General features: G+C 71.2%; 3 protein-coding genes. All 3 read left to right on the forward strand.

Going from position 1 to position 2991, the window contains the following annotated elements; all coding sequences use genetic code 11:
• Positions 1-118 precede the first annotated feature (118 nt).
• Positions 119-1471 (forward strand): glutathione-disulfide reductase, encoded by a 1353-nt coding sequence (gorA, locus tag PKE44_RS12555; protein ID WP_324551707.1) that lies wholly within the window; start codon positions 119-121, stop codon positions 1469-1471.
• Between the two features lie 51 nt (positions 1472-1522).
• Entirely contained in the window at positions 1523-1924 is a 402-nt protein-coding gene (locus tag PKE44_RS12560) for a hypothetical protein (protein WP_324551708.1), read from the forward strand.
• Between the two features lie 128 nt (positions 1925-2052).
• Positions 2053-2991 (forward strand): GAF domain-containing protein, encoded by a 939-nt coding sequence (locus PKE44_RS12565; protein ID WP_324551711.1) that lies wholly within the window; start codon positions 2053-2055, stop codon positions 2989-2991.

The raw sequence follows: 2991 nt of genomic DNA on the forward strand, positions 1-2991 counted from the left end.
CCGACACTCTACGCCGGCCACGCCCGGCCGGTGCAGGCAGGCGGGCCGCGGCCGCCGCGGTCGCTATGCTTCGGGGCCGCTGCCGGCACATCGGCAGCGCACGCGAGGAAACCATCCGATGAGCCGTTACGACTACGACCTGATCACGATCGGCGCCGGCTCCGGCGGCCTGTCGGTCGCCGAACGCGCTGCCGCTTACGGCCGGCGCTGCGTGATCATCGAGGCCGGGCCGCTCGGCGGCACCTGCGTCAACGTCGGCTGCGTGCCGAAGAAGATCATGTGGTTCGCCGCCCATCACGCGCACGCGCTCGCCGATGCCGCCGGCTTCGGCTTCGACGTGCACGTCGGCGGTCACGACTGGGCGGCGCTCAAGCGCGCACGCGACGGCTACGTCGGGCGCATCGTCGAGTGGTATGGCGGCTGGCTCGCGGACCAGCACATCGAGCTGATCCGCGGCCGGGCGCACTGCATCGATGCGCACACGGTCGAGGTCGAGGGCCGGCGGCTCAGCGCCGAACACCTGGTGATCGCGACCGGCGGCCTGCCGAAGCAGCCCGACATCCCCGGCGCCTCGTTCGGCATCGACTCGAACGGCTTCTTCGCGCTCGAAGCCCGGCCGGCGCGCGCAGTCGTGGTCGGTGCCGGTTACATCGCCGTCGAGCTCGCCGGCGTGCTGCGCGCGCTCGGCACCGACACGACGCTGCTGCTGCGCAAGGACACGGTGCTGCGCGAGTTCGATCCGATGCTCGGCGAAACGCTGATGTCGGCGCTCGCGGCCGACGGCGTGCGGATCCTGACCCGCACCGAGCCGCAGCGCATCGAACGGCGCGCCGGCGGCAGCCTGCACATCGAGCGCAGCCACGGCGATCCGATCGACACCGACTGCCTGCTGTGGGCGATCGGCCGGGCGCCGGCCACCGCCGGCCTGAACCTCGAAGCCGCCGGCGTGGCACTCGCCGAAGACGGCACGATCCCGGTCGATGACTACCAGAACACCGCCGTACCCGGCGTCTACGCGCTCGGCGATGTCACCGGCCGCGCGGCGCTGACCCCGGTCGCGATCGCCGCCGGGCGCCGGCTCGCCGATAGGCTGTTCGGCGGCCAGCCGGATCGCCACCTCGACTACGGGCTGATCCCGAGCGTCGTGTTCACGCACCCGCCGCTCGGCACCGTCGGCCTGACCGAGCCCGAGGCGCGCAGCCGGTACGGCGACGAGGCCGTGCGCGTCTACACCAGCCGCTTCACGCCGATGGCACGGGCGTTCTCGCCCGAGCGGCGCGAGACGGCGATGAAGCTCGTCTGCACCGGCCCGGAGCAGCGCGTCGTCGGCGTGCACGTGATCGGTGACGGTGCCGATGAAATGCTGCAGGGTTTCGCGGTCGCCGTGCGCATGGGCGCGACCAAGCGCGACTTCGACGACACGGTCGCGATCCACCCGAGCAGCGCCGAGGAACTGGTGACGATGCGCTGAGGCCGGCGCCCGCCGTTCCGCCCCCCATCCCGCCCGGAGGAAACCTTGCTGATGAGTCCGATGACCCTGCTGCGCTGCGCCGTCGCGCTCGCCGGCGCCGTGCTGCTGCCGGCTGCGCCGGTGCTGGCCGACCCGATCCAGGACTGCCGCAAGGAGATCACGCGCGAGCAGCCCGACGTGAGCGTCTGCCTGTCCGATCGCCTGCGCATCGCCGAGGCCGGTCTGGTATCGGCCGATCGCGACAAGCGCAAGAACATGCGCGAACTCGACCAGCGCCTCGGCGGACGCTCGGCGCTGCAGGCCTTCGAGCGCTCGGCGCAGGCCTTCCGCAACTACCGCGCCGCGCACTGCAACTGGTGGTCGGTGCGCAGCGGACGCCCCGATCTGGAGCAGAAGCTCGCCTGCGAGATCGATCTGGTCGAACTGCGGATGCGCACATTGCTGCTCGAATAGCCCGTGCCCGCCCCGTCATCGCGCATTGCGCATGGCGGCATGACTCGTGCTTGTCGCGCTCGCACACCCGCGCGCGCCGGCCAGAAGCCGGCGCCCGGACATGACGACGACTTGACGGGGAATACAGCATGGAAACCTTCATCCGGGTCACTGAAATCTGGATCCCGACCCGGGACCGCACGCGGCTGGAACTCGGCGCCGGACTGTACGGCCCGCTGGAAGAATTCGAGGCGCTGAGCCGCACGATGCAGTTCGGCTACGACGAGGGCCTGCCCGGCAAGGCCTGGGCGGCCGGCCATCCGGTGATCCTGAAGGGCTTCGAAGGCAGCTACTTCCAGCGCACCGAGGCCGCGCAGCTCGCCGGCCTGACCTGCGGCATCGCGGTGCCGGTGTTCGCCGGTGACTTCCTGCTGGCGGTGATGGTGCTGTTCTGCGGCGACGACGAGGCCCACGTCGGCGCCATCGAGGTCTGGCACAACGATCCGGCCGTCTCGCACGACATGTCGCTGCTCGATGGCTACTACGGCACGGCCGAGCTGTTCGAGTGGACCTCGCGGCGCGTGAGCTTCCGCCCCGGCACCGGCCTGCCCGGCATGGTCTGGGAATCCGGCATGCCGGTGGCGCTCGATGATCTCGGCGACGGCAACCGCTTCCTGCGCGAGGACTGCGCGGTCAAGGTCGGCATCAACCGCGGCCTCGGCATCCCGGTCTCGCGCAACGATGACCAGCACTACGTGCTGACCTTCCTGTCGGCGCTCGGCACGCCGATCGCGCACCGCTTCGAGATCTGGACACCGGCCACCGACGGCACGGCGCTGCTGTTCGATTCCGGCCACTGCGAGGCCAGCCCCGAACTCGCCGAGTTCTACGCCGAGGCGCACATCGGACTCGGCGAGGGCGTGCTCGGCAAGGCCTGGCTGAGCGGCCTGCCGGGGCTGAGCCGCGACCTGCCGGCCGACCCGAGCATCGCTGCGCGCGCGGCCCTGAGCGCCGGGCTGACCGAGGTCGTCGCGCTGCCGGTGATCCGCAACGGCCAGCTGAAGGCGATCGTCGCCTGGTACTTCTGA

This window comes from Plasticicumulans sp. (assembly GCF_035331805.1).
Lineage (GTDB): Bacteria > Pseudomonadota > Gammaproteobacteria > Competibacterales > Competibacteraceae > Plasticicumulans.

Excerpts from the sequence above, each read along its gene's own strand:
- PKE44_RS12560 (WP_324551708.1), top strand. The coding sequence starts at position 1,523 with ATGAGTCCGATGACCCTGCTGCGCTGCGCCGTCGCGCTCGCCGGCGCC.
- PKE44_RS12565 (WP_324551711.1), top strand. The coding sequence starts at position 2,053 with ATGGAAACCTTCATCCGGGTCACTGAAATCTGGATCCCGACCCGGGAC.
- gorA (WP_324551707.1), top strand. The coding sequence starts at position 119 with ATGAGCCGTTACGACTACGACCTGATCACGATCGGCGCCGGCTCCGGC.